The 17,271-nt window shown below is 72.1% G+C and carries 20 protein-coding genes; 11 read left to right on the top strand and 9 right to left on the bottom strand.

The annotated features are described in order from the left end of the window. Window positions 1–4 precede the first annotated feature (4 nt). Window positions 5–769 (bottom strand): TetR/AcrR family transcriptional regulator, encoded by a 765-nt coding sequence (locus ACGFIW_RS06105; protein ID WP_393311173.1) that lies wholly within the window; start codon window positions 767–769, stop codon window positions 5–7. A gap of 82 nt (window positions 770–851) precedes the next feature. On the opposite strand from ACGFIW_RS06105, the gene ACGFIW_RS06110 reads away from it, so the two are divergent. After that, entirely contained in the window at window positions 852–2,513 is a 1,662-nt protein-coding gene (locus ACGFIW_RS06110) for an MFS transporter (RefSeq protein ID WP_393311174.1), read from the top strand. 140 nt (window positions 2,514–2,653) lie between these two features. Here ACGFIW_RS06110 and ACGFIW_RS06115 read toward each other — a convergent pair whose 3' ends face one another. From ACGFIW_RS06115 to ACGFIW_RS06130, 4 genes are all read right to left on the bottom strand, one after another. Then, window positions 2,654–3,157 carry a hypothetical protein gene (locus ACGFIW_RS06115; RefSeq protein WP_357069092.1) on the bottom strand — a complete coding sequence of 168 codons (504 nt, stop codon included), beginning with the start codon at window positions 3,155–3,157 and terminating at the stop codon, window positions 2,654–2,656. 88 nt (window positions 3,158–3,245) lie between these two features. Further along, window positions 3,246–4,877: a RecQ family ATP-dependent DNA helicase gene (locus ACGFIW_RS06120; RefSeq protein WP_393311286.1), complete on the bottom strand. Its 1,632-nt coding sequence runs from the start codon at window positions 4,875–4,877 to the stop codon at window positions 3,246–3,248. Window positions 4,878–4,950: 73 nt separating this feature from the next. Then, on the bottom strand, window positions 4,951–5,901 hold the full coding sequence (locus ACGFIW_RS06125) for a TIGR03557 family F420-dependent LLM class oxidoreductase (RefSeq protein ID WP_393311175.1): 951 nt from the start codon (window positions 5,899–5,901) through the stop codon (window positions 4,951–4,953). Window positions 5,902–5,989: 88 nt separating this feature from the next. Next, entirely contained in the window at window positions 5,990–6,115 is a 126-nt protein-coding gene (locus tag ACGFIW_RS06130) for a hypothetical protein (protein WP_255421242.1), read from the bottom strand. A gap of 216 nt (window positions 6,116–6,331) precedes the next feature. On the opposite strand from ACGFIW_RS06130, the gene ACGFIW_RS06135 reads away from it, so the two are divergent. Next, window positions 6,332–7,822 carry a glycoside hydrolase family 3 protein gene (locus tag ACGFIW_RS06135; RefSeq protein WP_393311176.1) on the top strand — a complete coding sequence of 497 codons (1,491 nt, stop codon included), beginning with the start codon at window positions 6,332–6,334 and terminating at the stop codon, window positions 7,820–7,822. 9 nt (window positions 7,823–7,831) lie between these two features. Here ACGFIW_RS06135 and ACGFIW_RS06140 read toward each other — a convergent pair whose 3' ends face one another. After that, complete coding sequence (locus ACGFIW_RS06140) at window positions 7,832–8,119, bottom strand: GNAT family N-acetyltransferase (protein ID WP_393311177.1); 288 nt, start codon at window positions 8,117–8,119, stop codon at window positions 7,832–7,834. Further along, window positions 8,116–9,342 (bottom strand): cysteine desulfurase-like protein, encoded by a 1,227-nt coding sequence (locus ACGFIW_RS06145; protein WP_393311179.1) that lies wholly within the window; start codon window positions 9,340–9,342, stop codon window positions 8,116–8,118. Before ACGFIW_RS06145 ends, ACGFIW_RS06140 begins: the two co-directional genes overlap by 4 nt. 96 nt (window positions 9,343–9,438) lie before the next feature. Between ACGFIW_RS06145 and ACGFIW_RS06150 the strand changes: the two genes are divergently transcribed. From ACGFIW_RS06150 to ACGFIW_RS06180, 7 genes are all read left to right on the top strand, one after another. After that, the gene (locus ACGFIW_RS06150; RefSeq protein ID WP_393311180.1) at window positions 9,439–9,804 is read left to right on the top strand and encodes a hypothetical protein; all 366 of its coding nucleotides are present in this window, start codon (window positions 9,439–9,441) and stop codon (window positions 9,802–9,804) included. A 60-nt stretch (window positions 9,805–9,864) separates the two neighbouring features. Then, entirely contained in the window at window positions 9,865–10,686 is an 822-nt protein-coding gene (locus ACGFIW_RS06155) for a DUF1206 domain-containing protein (RefSeq protein WP_393311181.1), read from the top strand. An 83-nt stretch (window positions 10,687–10,769) separates the two neighbouring features. Continuing rightward, window positions 10,770–11,954 carry a mechanosensitive ion channel family protein gene (locus ACGFIW_RS06160; RefSeq protein ID WP_393311288.1) on the top strand — a complete coding sequence of 395 codons (1,185 nt, stop codon included), beginning with the start codon at window positions 10,770–10,772 and terminating at the stop codon, window positions 11,952–11,954. A 472-nt stretch (window positions 11,955–12,426) separates the two neighbouring features. Continuing rightward, window positions 12,427–12,861, top strand: a complete 435-nt coding sequence (locus tag ACGFIW_RS06165) for a phage holin family protein (protein WP_393311182.1) — start codon at window positions 12,427–12,429, stop codon at window positions 12,859–12,861. Next, a complete protein-coding gene (locus tag ACGFIW_RS06170; RefSeq protein ID WP_393311183.1) occupies window positions 12,858–13,232 on the top strand; it encodes a DUF3618 domain-containing protein in 375 nt (124 codons plus the stop codon). Before ACGFIW_RS06165 ends, ACGFIW_RS06170 begins: the two co-directional genes overlap by 4 nt. Continuing rightward, window positions 13,229–13,501 (top strand): DUF4235 domain-containing protein, encoded by a 273-nt coding sequence (locus ACGFIW_RS06175; RefSeq protein WP_393245841.1) that lies wholly within the window; start codon window positions 13,229–13,231, stop codon window positions 13,499–13,501. Before ACGFIW_RS06170 ends, ACGFIW_RS06175 begins: the two co-directional genes overlap by 4 nt. Before the next feature lie 286 nt (window positions 13,502–13,787). Next, window positions 13,788–13,991: a cold-shock protein gene (locus ACGFIW_RS06180; RefSeq protein ID WP_030338233.1), complete on the top strand. Its 204-nt coding sequence runs from the start codon at window positions 13,788–13,790 to the stop codon at window positions 13,989–13,991. Window positions 13,992–14,113: 122 nt separating this feature from the next. Here the strand turns inward: ACGFIW_RS06180 and ACGFIW_RS06185 are convergent, their stop codons facing one another. Both ACGFIW_RS06185 and ACGFIW_RS06190 read right to left on the bottom strand, forming a co-directional pair. Continuing rightward, window positions 14,114–14,308 (bottom strand): hypothetical protein, encoded by a 195-nt coding sequence (locus tag ACGFIW_RS06185; protein ID WP_393311184.1) that lies wholly within the window; start codon window positions 14,306–14,308, stop codon window positions 14,114–14,116. An 82-nt stretch (window positions 14,309–14,390) separates the two neighbouring features. After that, window positions 14,391–15,374 carry an aldo/keto reductase gene (locus tag ACGFIW_RS06190; protein ID WP_393311185.1) on the bottom strand — a complete coding sequence of 328 codons (984 nt, stop codon included), beginning with the start codon at window positions 15,372–15,374 and terminating at the stop codon, window positions 14,391–14,393. An 82-nt stretch (window positions 15,375–15,456) separates the two neighbouring features. Here ACGFIW_RS06190 and ACGFIW_RS06195 point away from each other — a divergent pair, with 82 nt between their 5' ends. Continuing rightward, entirely contained in the window at window positions 15,457–16,251 is a 795-nt protein-coding gene (locus ACGFIW_RS06195) for a trans-aconitate 2-methyltransferase (protein WP_393311186.1), read from the top strand. Next, window positions 16,248–17,270, top strand: a complete 1,023-nt coding sequence (locus tag ACGFIW_RS06200) for an adenosine deaminase (protein ID WP_393311187.1) — start codon at window positions 16,248–16,250, stop codon at window positions 17,268–17,270. The genes ACGFIW_RS06195 and ACGFIW_RS06200 overlap by 4 nt, the downstream gene beginning before the upstream one ends. The last annotated feature ends 1 nt before the right edge of the window (window position 17,271 follow it).

Here is a 17,271-nt window from a genome sequence, read left to right on the forward strand (position 1 = left end):
GGGCTCAGGTCGCCGCCCGCCGTCGGATCAGGACGTCGACGCCGTCGAGGATCCGGTCCAGGCCGAAGGTGAACTCGTCGTCGGGGTCGTCGTCCTGGTTGAGCACCCCGGCGGCCAGCACCCGTTGCAGTGCCGGAAAGCGGACCGGGTCGATGAGTCGGGCCAGCAGCCGGCCGTACGCCGGCATCATCTCACTCGGCTTGGCGCCGATGGCCTGGCTGCCCTCGGCGATCTGGGACGCGAGGGTGGCCTCGTTGCGCACGTACCCGGTGAGCAACAGCAGCGTCGACATCTTCTCGCCCTCGGTGAGCGCGGTGCCGTCGAGGCAGCGCAGCCCGTCCTCCAACCAGCCGAGCTGTTGCGGGGTGAGCGGCGGGCCGGTGATGGGCACGTGCAGCAGCCAGAACCGTTGCCGCAGCACGTCGTGCTCGGCCCAGGCCCACCGGGTCAGCGCGGCGCGCCAGTCGGTGTCCAGCGGGGGCGGGCCGGGCGACGGGCCGTACCCGGCGTCCACCATGAGGGTCAGCAGCTCGTCCTTCGAGCCGACGTAGCGGTAGAGGGCCATGGTGGCGGCGCCCAACTCCTTGGCCACCCGGCTCATCGAGACGGCGGCCAGCCCGTCGGCGTCGGCCACGCGTACGGCGGCGTCCACGATGGCGGGCACGCTCATGCCCGGTCGGGGGCCCTTGGGTGGCCGGTCCCGCAGCCCCCAGGCGTTCTCGATGGCCGGAGGCAAAACCGGCCCGCTGTCGTCTGTCTTCGCCGCCACATTTCCTCCTTGCCTCGCCATCCTAGTTCTGCGTATGGTCTACGCATAACAGCGTACGCCATACGCAGAAGGGGAATGGATCATGACGACAACGACCACAGCGGCACCACGGGCGGGTCGGCGGGAGTGGATCGGGTTCGCGGTGCTGATGCTGCCGCTGCTCCTGGTCTCGATGGACGTCTCGGTGCTCTACTTCGCCGTCCCGTTCATCAGCGCGGAACTGCGGCCCACCGCCACCCAGCAGCTATGGATCTTCGACACGTACGGCTTCGTCCTGGCCGGGCTGCTCATCACGATGGGCGCGCTGGGCGACCGGATCGGCCGCCGCCGACTCCTGCTCCTCGGCGCGACCGCGTTCGGGGCGGCGTCGCTGCTCGCCGCGTACGCCGACAGCGCCGCGACGCTGATCGCCGCGCGCGCCCTCCTCGGCATCGGTGGGGCCACCCTGATGCCCTCCACGCTCGCCCTGGTCCGCAACATGTTCCACGACGCGAAGCAGCGCGGCACCGCGATCGGCATCTGGACCGCCACCCTCACCGGCGGCATCGCCATCGGGCCGGTGCTCAGCGGCATCCTGCTGGAGCACTTCTGGTGGGGCTCGATCTTCCTGATCAACATCCCGGCGATGCTGATGCTGCTCCTGCTCGTCCCCTTCCTGGTGCCCGAGTTCCGCAGCCCGGCGACCGGGCGGTTCGACCTGCTCAGCGCCGCACTGTCGCTCGGCGCGCTGCTGCCGGTGATCTACGGCGTCAAGGAGATGGCCCGCGACGGCATCAGCGCGCCACGGGTGCTCGTCATCGTGGCCGGTCTGCTGGTGGGCGCGCTGTTCCTGCACCGGCAACGGACCCGGGCGTACCCGATGGTCGACCTCGCGTTGTTCCGCCGCCGCGGCTTCGCCGGGTCGCTCGCGGTCAACGTGCTGGCGATGTTCGCCATTGTCGGCTTCGCCATCTTCACCACCCAGCACCTCCAGTTGGTGCTCGGCCTGAGCCCGCTGCGGGCGGCACTGTGGAGCCTGGTGCCGTCCCTCGCGGTGGGCGGGGTCGCGCCGGCCGCCGCCGCGCTCGCCCACCGCGTCGAGCGGGCGTACCTGATCGGTGCGGGCTTCGCGATCGCCGCGCTCGGCTTCGTGGTGCTGACCCGGGTCACGCCGGACTCGGCGCTGTGGGTGCTGCTGACCGGGGCCAGCATCTACGCGGGCGGCCTGGTGCTGGTGATGTCGCTCGTCACCGAGCTGGTCCTCGGCGCGGCGCCACCCGAGCAGGCCGGCGTCGCATCGGCGCTCACCGAGTCCAGCAGCGAGTTGGGCGGCGCGCTGGGGATGGCCCTCCTCGGCAGCGTGGGCGCGGCGGTCTACCGGCGTGAGGTGCTCGACGGGCTGCCCGCCGGGCTGCCGCAGGACGCCCGCGACGCGGCCCGGGAGACGCTGGGCGGTGCGCTGGCGGTGGCCGACGGGCTGCCGGCCGACCTGGGCGACGCCGTACTGCACGCGGCCCGGGTCGCGTTCACCGACGGTCTGCACCTGGCCGCGATCGCCGCGATGCTGGTGATGCTGGTGGGCGCGGTGGCCGCGCTGACCGCGCTACGCGGCGTCCGCCCGGCCGACGTGCCCGGGGCGCTGCCGGCCGACCTGCCCGTGGCCGGGGCGCTGCCGGCCGACCTGCCCGTGCCCGGGGCGCTGCCGGCCGACCCTGCGCCGGGCGCGCCTTCGGCGTCGCGCGCCGGGGCACCGGCCGAGGCGTAGCCGACCGACATGATCGACTCGGTTTCCTGAAAAGCGGGCCGTCCCAGACGTGGGGAAGCCGCGGTTTTCAGGAAACCGAGTCGATCAAGCGCCAGGAGGCCGGCCAAGTCGACAGGCTGGTCGGTCAGTCGGTCAGTCGGTCAGTCGGTGAGCACGTGCGCGAGTCGGTCGCGGAAGCGCCGCTCGGAATCGCTGACGGTCTCGCCCCCGATGCCCAGCAGCCCACCGCTGGACGCGGCGCCCACCACCTGCTCGGCGATCTTCACGAGCCAGTGCTTGTACGCGCCGGCCTCGCCCTCGTCGACCCGAGCGGCCAGCAGGGCGCCGGCCTCGCCGGCCCGCAGCAGCACGTCGTCGATGTACGCCGCGGGGTCGGCGGGCGCGATGGCCGGCAACTCCTCGCCGGTGTCCGGGTCACCGACCCGGGTGACGATCTCCCCGGCCACGGCGGCGACCAGCGGGCTGGCCGACTCCCGACCAGCGGAGATGGTCTCCAGCCCGGCCGCGGTCTCCGCCATGGTCCGGCGGGTGCCGTCGGACTCGGCGGCGCTCGCCGCGGTCAGCACCGACTGCGGCAGGCCGACCAGCAGCCCCCACTCCCCGTCGGAGAAACCGAACCCGGTGTACGCCGGCTGCTCGATCACGGCAACGCCCCTTCCGCCCTGCTCTGCTTGGTCAACTCGTGCAATGTTCGGTCGCGCCACCGGACCCCGCGCCGGTGCCCGGGTCAGGCTAGTCCAGGGTCAGCAGGCCCTGTTCGGACACCACGCGCACCGACAACGTCTTGTACCCGACCTCGTCGAAGAGAACCGTCATCTTGTCCTCCTCGTAGGAGAGCACCATGCCGTTCCCCCACTCCGGGTGACGCACCTGGCTGTGCACCGGAAACGGTCCGACCGCGCCCTGGTCGGCGACGCTGGTGCCGGCGTGGCAGCTGTCGCAGTGCCCGCAGACCTCGGTCATCTGTTCACCGAAGTAGGCGAGCAGGGTCTGCATCCGACAGGCGTTGGTCTCGGCGAAGGCCCGCATCATGTCGGTGCGGGACCGGGTCACCGTCTGCTGGCGCTCCGCCTCCGCCACCGCCGCCGCGGCGGCCTCGGTCGGGGCGGGGGAGTAGCGCGGAGCGCCGACGCGCTGCCGGGCCCGCGGCTCGGCCGCGCCGATCTGCTCCAGCAGGGAGAGATACTGGCCCAGCTTGCGCGGCCCGAGGCCGGTGGTCTCGCGCAGCTCGGTCTTGGTGGCCGGCTTGCGCCGCAGCAGCGCGGCCAGGTCACGTAGCTCGTCGGCGTCCGGCAGGCCGCCGCTGAAGAAGCGTTGCAGGCCCACGTCCTCGGCCCGCCAGAGCAGCAGCACCCGGGCCGGTTGCCCGTCGCGTCCGGCCCGGCCGATCTCCTGGAAGTAGCTGTCCGGTGAGTCCGGCAGTGCCATGTGCACCACCCAGGCGATGTTCGGCTTGTCGATGCCCATGCCGAACGCCGAGGTCGCCACCATGATCGGGACCTGGTCGGCGAGGAACGCCTCGTGCAGCTCGGCACGCGCGCCGGCCGGCATCCCACCGTGGTAGAACTGCGCCGGGAATTCGGCGTCGGTCAACCGGGTGGCCAGCTCCTCGGCGGCGCGACGGGTCGGCACGTAGATGATTCCCGGCCGCCCCTCGTCGCGCAGCATCGTCATCAGACGTCGCCACCGGTAGTCCTCGTCGGGGCAGTGCGTCACCTCGACGAACAGGTTGGGCCGATCCAGCCCGGAGACCACCACCTCCGGGTCGCGCAGCCGCAGCCGGGCGATGATGTCGTCGCGTACCGGCGGGGACGCGGTGGCGGTCAGCGCGACCACCGGCGGCCGGCCGATGCCCTCGATCAGGTGCCCGAGCGCCAGGTAGTCCGGCCGGAAGTCGTGCCCCCAGGCCGAGATGCAGTGCGCCTCGTCGATCGCCACAAGCGCCGGCCTCAGCGCGGCGACCTCGGCCATCCGGTCCGGGTTGCTGAGCTGCTCCGGTGTGATGAACAGGAACTCCGCCCGACCCTCGCGGACCTCGGTGATCGCCTGGGCCTGCTGGGTGGGCGACTCGTTCGAGCTGATCCGCACCGCCCGCAGCTCCGGGCGTTGCCGCTCGTTGAGCGAGGCGATCTGGTCCTGTTGGAGGGCCAGCAGCGGGGAGATCACCACGGTCGGGCCGGGGATCAGGCTGGCCGGAATCTGGTAGATGGCCGACTTGCCGGCACCGGTGGGCAACACCACCAGGGCGTCACGTCGCTTCATCACCGCGCGCATGGCGGCCAGTTGGTTGGGCCGCAGCGCCTTCCAGCCGAAAAGGCTGCGGGCCGCGCGGCGCAACGTCATCGAGTGCGTGGACAGTTTCATCGAGGGCCGGAGGTACCCGAGCCCATGACCGCCGAAACGCATCCGGACGATCATGGGCTCGACGATCCGCGGGTCAGCGAAGGCGGGGCAGGACCTCCCGCTGGTAGAGGTCGAACAGCCCCTGGTGGTGCGGGCCGGTGTTGGCGACGTAGACCTCGTCGAAACCGGCCTTGGCGTACTTGTCGATCATCTCCAGGTGGGCGTCGGCGCTGTTGCCGCAGACGAACGCCTTCTTCACCATCTCCGGCTCGACCAGCTCGGCGGCCTGCTCGAAGTGTCGCGGCGAGGGGAGCACCTGGGACAACTCGCCCGGCACCCCGGCGTTGGGCCAGCGCTCGTACGCGATGCGCATGCCCTCGTCCTCGCTGTCGGCGTACGCCGCCTTGAATCCGGCCTGGCACGGCTTGTCGCCGCCGCCGTTCTCGCGGAAGCGCCGGACCATGTCGCCGTCGGGCATGGTGCTCACGTAGCCGTCGCCGATCCGGGCGGCCAGGTCGATGGCCTTCGGGCCGAAGCCGGAGACGTAGATCGACGGGGGCGTGTCGGGCAGCGTGTAGACCCGGGCGTTCTCCACGGTGTAGTGCGTGCCCCGGTGGTTGACGAAGCCGCCCTTCCACAGCTCGCGCAGCACCTCGACGGCCTCCTCCAACATCTCCAGTCGCACGTCGGCCTGCGGCCAGGCATCGCCGAAGATGTGCTCGTTGAGGGCCTCGCCGGTGCCGACGCCGAGCACGAAACGCCCGCCGTGCAGCACCGCGCTGGTGGCCGCCGCCTGGGCGATCACGGCCGGGTGGATCCGCACGGTCGGGCAGGTCACCGCCGTGGTCACCGGCAGCGAACAGACCTGGCTGAGCGCGCCGATCATCGACCAGACGAAGGGGCTCTGACCCTGTGCGTCCACCCAGGGGTGGTAGTGGTCGGAGATCCACAGTGCCTCGAAGCCGGCCCGTTCGGCACCACGTGCCTGCTCCAGCAGCTCGGCCGGCGTGAACTCCTCACTGGACAGAAAGTATCCGATCTTCATTGCTTCCCCTTCGGCGCGCGGACCCGCTGACGGGAAAGCCGTACCCCGGGCGGGGTCGGTCACACCCGGCTCGACGAGCCGACAGCGCTCAGCGTCGACCGAACATCGCCCGGATCGCGGCGAGCAGCAGCAGGGCGCCGACCACCAGGCCGAGCAGGCGTACACCGGGGATGTCGGCCGGGCTCGTCGCGTCGGCCAGCAGGGCGGGGTCCATCCCCGCACTCTCCCGCCGAGTGGGCCGTCGGGCAACTGTAAGGTTTATTGACTATTGAATCGCTCGGTGTGACCATGGCATGACCGCCTGCCGGTGGCGGTGCGCCGAGGGCGCGCGAGAGATGGGGTACGGGGGCCGCATGAGCGAGCGCAACCAGCGGGTCGACGGGGGTGCACCGACGCCGGTGATCGAGGCCGAGTGCCAGGAGGGGATGGCGTGACCACGCCCACCGGGCACCTCCCGGCCCTCGCCGCCGCCGTCCTGCAACCCGGGTTCGTCGGCACCACCCCGCCCTCCTGGGTGTGCCGCTGGCTCGGAACGGGCCTCGGCTCGGTGGTGCTCTTCGCCCGCAACATCATCGACCCCGAGCAGGTGGCGGCTCTCACCGCGACACTGCGCGCCGAGCGTCCGGACGTCATCGTGGCGATCGACGAGGAGGCCGGCGACGTCACCCGACTGGAGTCGGCCCAGGGCAGCTCCCGGCCCGGCAACTTCGCCCTCGGCGTGGTCGACGACCCCGAGCTGACCGAGGCGGTCGCCCGGGACCTCGGCGTCGAGCTCGCCGCGGCGGGGGTCACCCTCAACTACGCACCCGACGCCGACGTCAACTCCAACCCGGCGAACCCGGTGATCGGCGTCCGCTCGTTCGGTGCCGACCCGGCGCTTGTCGCCCGGCACACCGCCGCCTGGGTGCGCGGGCTCCAGGCCGGTGGCGTGGCGGCCTGCGCCAAGCACTTCCCCGGGCACGGCGACACTCGCGTCGACTCCCACCACGACCTGCCCCGGATCACCGCCGACCGGGATCGGCTGGACACCTGCGAGCTGGCGCCGTTCCGGGCCGCCGTCGCGGCCGGGGTGCAGGCGGTGATGACCGGCCACCTGCTGGTGCCCGCGCTCGATCCGCGGCTGCCGGCCACGCTGAGTCAGCGCATCCTGGGCGGGCTGCTGCGGGACGAGATGGGCTTCTCCGGGGTGGTGGTGACCGACGCGGTGGAGATGCGCGCGGTCGCCGACCGGTACGGCTTCGCCGGTGCGACGGTCCGCGCCCTCGCCGCCGGTGCCGACGCGATCTGCATCGGCGGCGAACGGGCCGACGAGCAGGCTGCCCACGAGCTGCGTGAAGCCATCGTGGCCGCCGTCGTCTCCGGGGAACTGCCCGAGGAACGCCTCGCCGAGGCCGCCAAGCGCGTTGGTCAGCTCGCGGCCTGGACGATGGCGGCGCGTACCGCCGGATCGGCCGCGGCGCGCGGTGCCGGCGACGTCGGGCTCGTCGCCGCCCGTCGGGCCGTCCGGGTCACCGCCGCGCCGACCGCGAGGGAGGCCCTGCCGTTGACCCGCGCGGCGTACGTCGTCGAGTTCGAGCCGCCGCGCAACATCGCCATCGGTGCGGAGACCCCGTGGGGCATCGGCGCGCCGCTGGGCGAGCTGCTGCCCGGCACGAGCACCGTTCGCTACGCCGAGGCCGACGTGCCGGCCGACCCGGGTGCCGGGGCGGGCGCCCGCCCGCTGGTCCTGGTGGTCCGGGACCTGCATCGGCACGACTGGATGCGCGCCGCCGTGCGACGGGCCCTCGCCGCCCGACCGGACGCGGTGGTGGTCGAGCTGGGTGTGCCCGAGGTGGTCACCGGTGCGGTGCACCTGGCCACCCACGGTGCCACCCGCGCCAGTGGACAGGCCGCCGCCGAGGTGCTGACCGGCGTCCGCTGACCGGCCCGCCTACGGAAGGTCGGCCACCAGGTCGGCGTACTCCGGGTGCCTGTCGATGAACGCGGCCATGAACGGGCACTGCGGCACCACTGTCGTGCCCCGGGCGCGGACCTCATCCAGGGTGCCCCGGATCAACGCCCCGCCCACCCCCTTGCCCTGGAAGCCCCGGTCCACCTCCGTGTGCGTGAAGACCAGGACCTCCCCACGCATCAGGTACGCGGTGAAGCCGGCCAGCGCGTCGTCGACCAGGATCTCGAAGCGGTGCTTCGCCGGGTTGTCCTCGACCAGGGTGCTCATCCGGCCATTCTCCCCGCGCCGTCGGCAAGCGCGTCCAGTTCGCCGAGCAACCGGTCCACCTCGTCGGCGGTGTTGTAGTGGTAGATGCTGGCCCGCACCGCGCCGCCGCTGTCGCGCAGACCCATCAACTGGAAGTACTCGTAGGCGTAGTAGTCGCCGACGGACAGGCAGAACCCGGCAACGCCCAACGCCTCCTGGGTGGCCGCCGGTGACATCCCTGCGACCCGGAACGAGACAGTCGGGCAGCGCCGGGCCGGCGAGCCGTACACGGTGATCTTCGGCCGTCGCGCCAGCCCGGCGAGCAGCCGGTCCAACAGCGCCTCCTCGTGCGCCTGGGCGGCGGCCAGCCCGGCCCGCAGCCGCGTACGCCGGTCGCCGACCGCGTCCGGGTCCAGGCCCGCCAGGTGGTCCACCGCCGCGCTCACACCGGCCAGCAGCGGGAAGCTCGGGGTGCCGTACTCGAACCGGTCCGGCACCGCGTCGGAGGACGGCACCAGCTTCGCCGGGCGCAGCGCCGCCCAGCGGGCCGGGTCGGCCACCATCGCGGCCAGGTGCGGCCCGGACCACTTGTACGCGCTGGTGACCAGCACGTCGGCACCGAGTGCGCTCAGGTCGGTCGGCCCGTGCGGGACCGAGTGCACCCCGTCGACGCAGACCAGCGCGCCGACCGCGTGCGCGATCTTGGCGATTGCCGGCACGTCCGGCCTGGTGCCGATGGCGTTGCTGCCGGCGGTCACCGCGACAAGTCGGGTCCGCTCACCGACCAGGTCGGTGTACTGGGCCGCGGGCAGCTCGCCGGTCCGCCGGTCGACGTCGGCCCAACGCACGGTCGCGCCGGCCGCCTCGGCGGCCTGCACCCACGGGCGGACGTTCGCGTCGTGGTCGAGCCGGGACACCACCACCTCGTCACCCGGACGCCAGGTCGCGCCGAGCGTGCGGGCCAGGGTGTACGTCAGCGCGGTGGCACTCGGGCCCAGCACCACCCCGGCCGGGTCGGCGCCGAGCAGGTCGGCCACCGCCGCGCGGGCCTCGGCCACCAGCTCCAACGACCGGCGACCCGGAACGAATGCGGCGCTGCGGTTGCCGACCGCCGTCCGCATGGCGTCGGTGACCGCGTCGATCACGCCGACGGCGGTCTGGGTGCCACCGGCCCCGTCGAAGTGCACGAAACCCTCGGTCAGGGCGGGGTAGGCGGCCCGGGTGCGGGCGATGTCGAAGGGCATGTACCGGACCCTAGCCGGTGTTCCTGGTGCCCCGGTCGGCCGGCGGTTGATCACCATCGGGTGAGGGCGTCGCGGTCGTCTCGTACTCTTGGCGGGGTGACGAACCGACCCGCCACCATGCCCATTCCCCCCGTCCGCCGCGCCGCCGGTCTGTTCGCCGGTCTGGCGCTCGGCCTCGCCGTGCTCGCCGGTTGCAGCTCGCAGGGCGCCTCCACCGACTGCGGTCTGGACGCCTGCACCGTCACCTTCGAGCGGGGTGTCGACGCGAGCGCCACCATCCTGGGCGTCGAGGCCAAGCTGGTCGGCGCCGAGGGCGACCAGGTGACCGTCGAGGTCGCCGGTGAGCAGCTCACCCTCACCACCGGGCAGCAGGCCGCCGAGGCCGGCGGCTTCGCCGTCACCCTGGACAGCGTCACCGACCAGCAGGTCAAGATCCGGGTGGCGCGCAACCCGGGCAGTTGACCTGGGCGGGCGGTGGCGGGACGACGTTTGGGGATCTCCAGAATCGGAGATTGTGACGGCATGTCACTCACCCGTAGCGCCGAAGCCACCGCCTCCCGAACGGCGGACAGCCGGTGGCTGGAACTCCTCGCCCGGGCCGGCTTCATCGGCTACGGCATCGTCCACCTCCTCTTCGCCTGGTTGGCGTTGCAGATCGCGTTCGGCACGTCGTCCGACGACGGCGACCAGTCCGGCGCGCTGCGTACCCTCTCCGAACAGCCCCTGGGCAAGTTCCTGGTCATCGCCACCGCGGTCGGCCTGCTCGCCATGGCGATCTGGCAGGCGTTGGAGGCGGCGGTCGGGCACCGCGCCGAGCGCGGCAGGGAACGGGTCACCGAGCGCCTCGCCTCGGCCGGCCGGACCATCGTCTACCTCTACTTCGCCTGGACCGCCTTCAAGGTCTTCAAGGACGTCGGCTCGAACAGCGCCGACCAGCAGGAGGCCCTGACCGGCAAGCTGATGACCTCCAGCGGCGGCCGCTGGCTGGTCGGCCTGGCCGGGCTGGTGCTCGCCGCGATCGGTGTCGGCCTGGTCATCTACGGGGCCGTCAAGCGGTTCGAGAAGCACCTCAAGACCGGTGAGATGAGCCCGAAAACCCGCCAGCTCGCCCGCCGGCTGGGCATGGCCGGATACATCGCCAAGGGCGTCGCGTACGGCATCGCCGGTCTGCTGGTCATCGTGGCGGCGGTGAACTACGACCCGGAGAAGGCCCGTGGTCTGGACGCCGCGCTGCACCTGCTACGTGAGCAGTCGTACGGCGTGTTCCTGCTGGCCCTGGTCGCCCTGGGCATCGCCGCCTTCGGTGTCTACTGCTTCCTCCAGTCCCGGTACCGCAAGGTCTGAGCTGGTCGATTCCAGGAACGTCGGGCACTCTTGGGCTTTTGCCCGAAGTGCCCGACGTCCTGCGGAAGGGAAGCGCCGAAACCGTGCAGAGTTATCTCGAAACGGCCGTCGCCGCGCTCGTCGCGGCGGCGGTCGCCCTGTTCCTGGTCGAGGTCGTCCACCGGCTGACCCGGCGGTTCGGCCGCCGATCCCAGCTGTTGACCGAGTTGACCGACCACGCGCACCGCCCGTTCCAGGTGGCCGCGACGGTCCTCGCCGTGCAGTTCGCCGTCCGGTTCAGCACCGGGTACGCGGTTGGCGAGACCTGGCGCCGGCAGCTCCTGCACCTGCTCGTCCTCGCCGTCATCGCCACCGCCGCCTGGCTGGTCGCCGCCCTGCTGATCGTCGTGGAGGACACCGCGCTGGCCCGGTTCCGGGTCGACGTACCGGACAACCGGCACGCCCGGCGGGTCCGAACCCAGGTGGTGATGCTGCGTCGCCTGACCATCGCGGTGATCGTCATCCTGACCGTCGGCGTGATGCTGATGACCTTCCCGAGCGTGCGGGGCATCGGAGCCGGTGTGCTGACCTCGGCCGGTGTGGTCGGTGTGGTGGCCGCGCTCGCCGCGCAGAGCCTGCTCGGCAACGTCTTCGCCGGCCTGCAGCTCGCCTTCAGCGACGCCGTCCGGCTCGACGACGTGGTGGTCGTCGAGGGGGAGTGGGGCCGGATCGAGGAGCTGACCCTCAGCTACGTCGTGGTCCAGATCTGGGACGACCGGCGACTGATCCTGCCCACCTCCTACTTCACCAGCAAGCCGTTCCAGAACTGGACCCGGACCGAGTCGGCGGTGCTCGGCACCGCCGAGTTCGACGTGGACTGGTCGGTGCCGGTGCAGACCATGCGGGAGGAGCTGCGTCGCCTGGTCGAGGGCACCGAGCTGTGGGACGGGCGGGTCTGCGTCCTGCAGGTCACCGACGCCACCGGCGGGATGGTGCGGATGCGTGCCCTGGTCAGCGCCGCCGACGCGGGCAGTCTGTGGGACCTGCGCTGCCTCGTCCGCGAGCACCTGGTGGCCTGGGTCCGGGACAATCGCCCGACGGTGATGCCCCGGATGCGTACCGAGCTGGGCGACGCCAACAGCAACCTGCCCTGGCAGTGGGTGCAGCCGAGGCGGCCGACCCGCCGGTCCGACACCGAGGCACCCGACGACGCCCGCGTCTTCGGGGGCAGCGACGATGGCGACGCCCGCAGCGAAGCCTTCGTGGGCCCCGAAGAATCCCGCACCTGACGCACCCCGCCCCGCCGAGCCCGCCCCCGTGCCGCCCCGCGCCGCCCCGCCCCGCCCCGCCTGCCCCGCCCCCGCCCCGCCCCCGCCCCGCGCAAGATCGTGCAACATCCTGGTTGTCGTGGCCTCGGTCGCTGTTGAGGCCACGACAACCAGGATCGAGCGTGATCTTGTTCGGAGGGCCGCGACGATCATGGGACTGGTGGGCAGTTTTGCCTTGTTTGTTCCCGTCGCCGGTCTGGTCAGGCACTGCGGACGTGGATGGTCGGGGCGGAGCGGGGTTCGAGTGAGAGGTTTGTTCGGGCTTGGGTGGGGGATGTGCTGCCGGACCTCTCTGGCGCCATCGGAGTGGGTCGGACGCCAGCTTGTCGGCGCGGCGTTCGGACAACAGGAACGGTGGGCCACTCGCCGCGTTTTAGGATTGACGAGCGGCAACTCCGGGCATACAGCGCGGTGATAGGGAAAGGAGGACAGCATGGCTGACGTGGCGAACGCCCGCACATCCCACAACGGGAGCGAGCCCTCCACCGCCGAGTTGGTGCAGCGGGCCACCGAGCAGGTCTCCCGCCTCATTCGGGACGAACTGGCGCTGGCCCGGGCGGAGTTGACCCAGAAGGGCAAACACGCGGGCATCGGGATCGGCCTGTTCGGCGGCGGCGGCGCGCTGGCGTTCTTCGGCCTGGGCGCCCTGGTCGCCACGGCGATCCTGCTGCTCGACCTGGTGCTGCCCGCCTGGGCCGCCGCGCTGATCGTGGCGGTGGCCTGTTTCCTGGTGGCCGGCGTTCTCGCCCTGGTGGGCAAGAAGCAGGTCAGTCGGGCCGTCCCGCCGATGCCGGCGGCCGCGGTCCGCAGTCTCCGGGCCGACGTGGACACCGTCACCGCCGCGGTGAAGGACAGGGGGCGGCAATGACCGGCAACGGGACCGGCGACACCGAGGCCCTCCGCGAGGAGATCCGTCGCACCCGGGTCGAGTTGGGCGAGACGATGGAGGCGTTGGCCGCCAAGGCCGACGTCAAGGCCCGCCTGAAGGAGTCCGCCGAGCAGGCCAAGGAGCGGATGCGTGAGCAGGCGGCGCAGACCGTCGCCCGGGTTCGCGGGCAGGCCGTGCGGGGCGTCGGGAGGGCGCGGGCACAGGCCCACGAAAAGGGTGGGATGGTGCGCGCGCAGGCGTATGACAAGGGTGAGTTGGTGCGCCGCAACCCGGTGCCGTGGGCGGCCATCGCGGCCGGTGCGGTGGCCACCGTGGTGGTGCTGATGATCGTGCGGGGGAGGCGTAGGTGAGCAAGAGCATCGGCAGGGTCGCGTACCGGCCGGTCGGCGTGTTGTTGGGTATCGCCGCGGGCGCGGTGGCGGGTGCGATCTTCCGGCAGGTCTGGAAGGTCACCGCGGGCGACGGTGAGGCGCCCAGCGCGACGGACGAGGACCGCGGCTGGGGTGAGGTGCTGGCCGCGGCGGCGTTGCAGGGCGCCATCTTCGCCGTGGTCCGGGCTGCTGTGGACCGCGGTGGCGCGGTCGGCGTCCGACGGATGACCGGCAGTTGGCCAGACTGATCAGTGCGACTTCAGCCCCCTCCCCGCATCGATGGGAAGGGGGCTTTCGCATGACATCGGACGCCGCCCAGCGGATCTCAGGCATCCGTCAGGTCACATGTCGGAGAAATTCGTTCCAGAGGTCGTGACAGACTTTTTGCGTACGTGATTTGCTGGTCCACGCTGTTGCGAGATGGCGTGGGTTGAGAGGAGTCTCCTTCGTGGGGCCGCCTCAGACGCCGCTACTCGAAAACGGCCAATCGGCCGCACGGCGTGCACGGCCACCAGTTGTTAGAGGGAGAAACACATGGCTCAGGGAACCGTGAAGTGGTTCAACGCTGACAAGGGCTTCGGCTTCATCACCGTCGATGGTGGGGGTGCTGACGTGTTCGTCCACTTCTCGGCCATCCAGACCAGCGGCTACCGCTCGCTGGAGGAGAACCAGCGGGTGGAGTTCGAGATTGCACAGGGTCAGAAGGGCCCGCAGGCCGAGCAGGTCCGTCCCATCTGAGTGAGACGGCCGGCCCGCCGGCCAGTGGGATGACCCGGCCAGGGTCGTTGCGAAGCCCCGCATCCCGTCCGGGATGCGGGGCTTCGTCCATGACGAGGTGGACGCCAGTGTGGCCCGGCGGGTCAGCTGCGGCGGCGTGAGCGCAGGCCGAGCCAGAGCACGACCAGCCCGGCCAGCGCCACCAGCGGGCCGATCACCGCCCAGATCTTCTCGTCGGTCATGATGCTGCCGCTGACGTAGCCGAGACCCTGCACCGTCCACACCGCACCGATCACGACGGCCAACAGGCCGAGGGTGAGCGGAAGCCAGCCCCTCATCGCGTCCCCCCTCCACCGCCCGCACGCCGCCCTCCAGCATCGCCGGTCGGGCGGCGCGGCGCGAGCACCCCGGGCACGCGAGTCACCACCGGTCGTGCACCTGCGGGCGGATCAGCTCGTCGTAGATCTCGCGTACGGCTGTCAACTGGCCGTCGGTCAGCGGCGAGAGGGTCGCCGTCGCGGCGTTGCGCCGGGCCTGGTCGGCATCGCGGGCCCCGGGGATGGCGACGGTGACGCCCGCCTGGTCCAGCACCCAGCGCAGCGCGAACTGCGCCATCGTGCGGTCCGCGTCGACGAGCGGGGCCAGCCGGCGTACGGCGGCCAGGCCGCGCTCGTAGTCGACGCCGGAGAACGTCTCCCCGACGTCGAAGGCCGCGCCGTGCCGGTTGTAGTTGCGGTGGTCGTCGGCGGGGAACTCGGTGTGCTCGTCGTAGCGGCCGGAGAGCAGGCCACTGGCCAGCGGCACGCGGGCGATGATGCCGACACCGGCTGCCGCCGCGGCCGGCAGCACCCGCTCCAGGGGCTTGTGCCGGACCGCGTTGAGGATGATCTGCACGCTGGCCACCCCCGGTCGGGCAATGGCGGTGAGGGCCTGGTCGCAGGTCTCGACGCTGACCCCGTACCCGGCGATGGCCTTCTCGGCGACGAGGATGTCCAGGCCGTCGAAGACCTCGTCGGAGGAGAAGACCTCGGTGGGCGGGCAGTGCAGCTGGACCAGGTCCAGGGTGTCCATGCCGAGGTTGGCCCGGGACCGGTCGGTCCACTGCCGGAAGTTGTCCAGGGTGTACGCCTCCGGCCGCTGCTCGACGCGGCGACCCATCTTGGTGGCGACGGTCAGCCCGGCGTCCGGCCGGGACCGCAGGAAGCGGCCGATCAGTTGCTCACTGCGACCGTCGCCGTAGACGTCGGCTGTGTCGAGGAAGGTGACCCCGGACTCCACGGCGGCGGTGAGCACCGCCATCGCGTCGTCCTCGCTGACGGTGCCCCAGTCCGCACCGAGTTGCCAGGCGCCCAGGCCGACCGTCCCGACGGTCCGGCCGAGCCGGTTGAAGCTGCGCTGTTCCATGCCCCGAGCCTAGTGATCGGGTTGCCACGCTGCCAGGCGCGCCATATCTTTACAAGACGGACGTACGGTTTGGGAGGCAGTGATGTGGGATCCGACGACCTACCTGCGCTACGGCGACCAGCGATCCCGGCCGTTCCACGACCTGGTCGCCCGGATTCCGGCCGAGCGCCCCCGGGCGGTGGTCGACCTCGGCTGCGGCCCCGGCCAGCTCACCGCCACCCTCGCCGAGCGCTGGCCGACGAGCCGGGTGCGCGGCCTGGACTCCTCACCCGAGATGATCGACCAGGCCGCCGCCCTCGGCGCTCCCGTCGACTTCGCCGTCGCCGACCTACGCGACTGGCAACCGGCCGGCGACGAGGACGTGGTGGTCAGCAACGCCGCACTCCAGTGGGTGCCCGGGCACCAGGAGCTGCTGCGCCGCTGGGCCGCCCGGCTGCCCGCCGGGGCGTGGCTCGCCGTGCAGGTGCCCGGCAACTTCGCCGCCGAGTCGCACCGCGCGCTGCGGGCGGTCGCCGACCAGCCGACCTGGCGGGCCGACGTCGCCCCGCTGCTGCGCGCCGACCCGGTCGACGACCCGGCCGACTACGCGGCGCTGCTGACCGCCGCCGGCTGCGCGGTGGACGCCTGGGAGACTACCTACGTGCACCTGCTGCCGGCTCGACCCACCGCCGAGCACCCGGTGCTGGCCTGGATGGAGGGCACCGCGCTGCGCCCGGTCCGGGCCGTGCTGGACGACGCCGGCTGGTCGGCCTTCCGGGCCGAGCTGGGGGTACGCCTCAGCGCCGCCTACCCGGTGCGGCAGGGCCAGGTGTACTTCCCCTTCCGCCGCGTCTTCGTCGTCGCCCGCACCGGCGACCGTGCAAAGGAGAGCCCGTGACCGACCTGCCCGCCTTCATCGCCGGCCTGCCGAAGGTGGAGCTGCACGTGCACCACGTCGGCTCCGCCTCGCCCCGGATCGTCGCCGAGCTGGCCGTCCGCCACGAGGGGCACACCCCCGTGCCGGCCGACCCGGAGGCGCTCGCCAGCTACTTCGAGTTCCGCGACTTCGCGCACTTCGTCGAGGTGTACCTCAGCGTGGTGGACCTCATCCGCGACCCGGAGGACGTCTGGCTCCTCACCCACGAGGTGGGCCGGGAGCTGGCCCGCCAACAGGTCCGGTACGCGGAGCTGACCATCACCCCGTACTCGCACGTGCGTCGGGGCATCCCCGCCCCGGCGTTCTGCGAGGCGATCGAGGACGCCCGCAAGCGCGCCCTTGCCGACTTCGGCCTCGACCTGCGGTGGTGCTTCGACATCCCCGGCGAGGCGGGCCTGCCCGCGGCCGAGGAGACGCTGCGCATCGCGCTGGAGGAGCGCCCGGAGGGGCTGGTCAGTTTCGGTCTGGGTGGCCCGGAGATCGGCGTACCCCGGCCGCAGTTCCGGCCCTACTTCGAGAGGGCCCGCGCCGCCGGGCTGCACTCGGTGCCGCACGCGGGGGAGACCACCGGGCCGCAGACGATCTGGGACGCGCTCCACGAGCTGGGCGCCGAGCGCATCGGCCACGGCATCGCCGCCGCACAGGACCCGGAGCTGCTCACGTACCTGGCCGAGCGGCAGATCGGTATGGAGATCTGCCCGACGTCCAACGTGCGGACCCGGGCGGTGGCGAGTCTCGACGAGCACCCGCTGCCCCGGCTGGTCGAGGCCGGGCTCCTGGTCACCATCAACTCCGACGACCCGCCGATGTTCGGTACGACCCTCAACGACGAGTACGCGGTGGCGGCCCGCCTGCTCGGGGTCGGCGCCGAGGGGCTGGCCGGGCTGGCCCGCAACGCCGTGGCCGTGTCCTTCCTCGACTCCGCCGGCAAGCAGCGGATCACGGCCGAGATCGACGCGTACCTCGCCACGGCCGGCTGAG

Origin of the sequence: Micromonospora sp. NPDC048935 (assembly GCF_043197875.1) — a bacterium.
Classification (GTDB): domain Bacteria; phylum Actinomycetota; class Actinomycetes; order Mycobacteriales; family Micromonosporaceae; genus Micromonospora.

What these genes read in the sequence shown, in the direction of transcription:
- ACGFIW_RS06110 (WP_393311174.1), top strand. Translation starts at nt 852, where the DNA reads ATGACGACAACGACCACAGCGGCACCACGGGCGGGTCGGCGGGAGTGG.
- ACGFIW_RS06120 (WP_393311286.1), bottom strand. Translation starts at nt 4,877, where the DNA reads ATGAAACTGTCCACGCACTCGATGACGTTGCGCCGCGCGGCCCGCAGC.
- ACGFIW_RS06125 (WP_393311175.1), bottom strand. Translation starts at nt 5,901, where the DNA reads ATGAAGATCGGATACTTTCTGTCCAGTGAGGAGTTCACGCCGGCCGAG.
- ACGFIW_RS06130 (WP_255421242.1), bottom strand. Translation starts at nt 6,115, where the DNA reads ATGGACCCCGCCCTGCTGGCCGACGCGACGAGCCCGGCCGACATCCCC.
- ACGFIW_RS06140 (WP_393311177.1), bottom strand. Translation starts at nt 8,119, where the DNA reads ATGAGCACCCTGGTCGAGGACAACCCGGCGAAGCACCGCTTCGAGATC.
- ACGFIW_RS06145 (WP_393311179.1), bottom strand. Translation starts at nt 9,342, where the DNA reads ATGCCCTTCGACATCGCCCGCACCCGGGCCGCCTACCCCGCCCTGACC.
- ACGFIW_RS06155 (WP_393311181.1), top strand. Translation starts at nt 9,865, where the DNA reads ATGTCACTCACCCGTAGCGCCGAAGCCACCGCCTCCCGAACGGCGGAC.
- ACGFIW_RS06165 (WP_393311182.1), top strand. Translation starts at nt 12,427, where the DNA reads ATGGCTGACGTGGCGAACGCCCGCACATCCCACAACGGGAGCGAGCCC.
- ACGFIW_RS06170 (WP_393311183.1), top strand. Translation starts at nt 12,858, where the DNA reads ATGACCGGCAACGGGACCGGCGACACCGAGGCCCTCCGCGAGGAGATC.
- ACGFIW_RS06180 (WP_030338233.1), top strand. Translation starts at nt 13,788, where the DNA reads ATGGCTCAGGGAACCGTGAAGTGGTTCAACGCTGACAAGGGCTTCGGC.
- ACGFIW_RS06185 (WP_393311184.1), bottom strand. Translation starts at nt 14,308, where the DNA reads ATGAGGGGCTGGCTTCCGCTCACCCTCGGCCTGTTGGCCGTCGTGATC.
- ACGFIW_RS06190 (WP_393311185.1), bottom strand. Translation starts at nt 15,374, where the DNA reads ATGGAACAGCGCAGCTTCAACCGGCTCGGCCGGACCGTCGGGACGGTC.
- ACGFIW_RS06195 (WP_393311186.1), top strand. Translation starts at nt 15,457, where the DNA reads ATGTGGGATCCGACGACCTACCTGCGCTACGGCGACCAGCGATCCCGG.